This window comes from Kitasatospora sp. NPDC093558 (assembly GCF_040683475.1).
In the GTDB taxonomy this organism is placed as follows: domain Bacteria; phylum Actinomycetota; class Actinomycetes; order Streptomycetales; family Streptomycetaceae; genus Kitasatospora.
Window position 1 is genome coordinate 1 of the sequence record NZ_JBFBDY010001173.1, and the last position, 1400, is coordinate 1400.

Genomic DNA, 1400 nt, shown 5'->3' on the forward strand with positions numbered 1-1400 from the left:
GGGCCGGCATCGCCAAGGTGCCCACCGTCGGGGTCCACGGCTGGCGGGCGGCCGGTGTGGTGAGCCCGGACCTGGTCGCCGGGGCCGTCGCCGAAGCCGAAGCCGAAGCCGTCGCCGGGGCCCGGAACGGCGGCCACGAATTGACCTGAGCACGGCCGTTTCCGGCAACTGGAACAACTCCCGGAAATAGGAATCCATGCCCGCCGATTCATTGCCGCCCCGCGACCCCGCCTATTCACTGGGGGAACGTGACATCACATCCGACGGGAGATTACCGATGTCCCTTCCCACGGGCGACAGAGCCCGGACCGGCGGCCAGGATCTGAGCCGGCTGCCGTCGCTCACCGGAATGCGCATGATAGCCGCGCTCATGGTGTTCTTCTTCCATGCCCTCTACCAGTATCCGTTCGCCTCCAAAGGAACCTCGGACATCTACGGTTCCGTCTTCGGCCAGGGCGGCTGGACCGGAGTCGGCTTCTTCTTCCTCCTCAGCGGCTTCGTGCTGGCCTGGTCCGCCCGGCCCGCCGACACCGCCCGCCGCTTCCTGCGCCGGCGCTTCTTCAAGGTCTTCCCCAACCACCTCGTCACCTACGTCGCCGCCGCCGTGATCTTCCTGCTCCTCGGGCAGTCCCTGGGCGGCTGGAAGGCCCTCGCGAACCTCCTGCTGCTGCAGGCCTGGTTCCCGCAGATCGACGTCGAGACCAGCGTCAACCCCGTCGCCTGGTCGCTGTCCGTGGAGGCGCTGTTCTACGTCTCCTTCCCGCTGCTGCTGCGCCTGGTGGGCCGGATCCGCCCGCAGCGCCTGTGGGCCGTCGCCGGGGCCCTCGTCGCGGCGGTCCTCGTCGTGCCGATGATCGCCTGGGCGCTCCCGGACCGGCCCGGCCTGTTCTTCGCGCCGGTCTCCCAGTGGCAGTTCTGGCTGGTCTACGTCCTGCCGGCCACCCGGGTGCTGGACTTCGTCCTCGGCATGCTGCTGGCCAGGATCGTCAAGGAAGGCCGCTGGATCGGCCTGCCCCTGCTGCCCGCCATGGCCCTGGTCGTCGCGGGCTACGCCCTCACCTCGCACGTGAGCTGGACCTACGGACTGGTCGCGGTCATGGTGGTGCCGCTCGGCCTGATGATCGCCGCCGCCGCCCACGCCGACGTCACCGGACGGTGGTCGCCGCTGCGCGGGCGGGCCATGGTGTGGCTGGGCAACGTCTCCTTCGCCTTCTACCTGTGGCACAGCCTCGTGCTCACCCAGGTCCACCGGCTGATGGGCGGTGCGACGAAGACCTGGGACGACGCCGGGGCCCTCGGCTACATCGCGATCGCCTTCACGCTCACCCTGCTGCTCGCCTGGGCCCTGTACGCCCTGGTGGAGGAGCCGGTCATGCGCCGCTGGAGCATGCCGGGGCGCG

The 1400-nt window shown here is 70.0% G+C and carries 1 protein-coding gene; it reads left to right on the forward strand.

The window, feature by feature from the left end; genetic code table 11:
- Positions 1-277: 277 nt before the first annotated feature.
- The coding region (locus AB0O00_RS39505) for an acyltransferase (protein WP_363659498.1) at positions 278-1400 on the forward strand (1123 nt) is incomplete at its 3' end.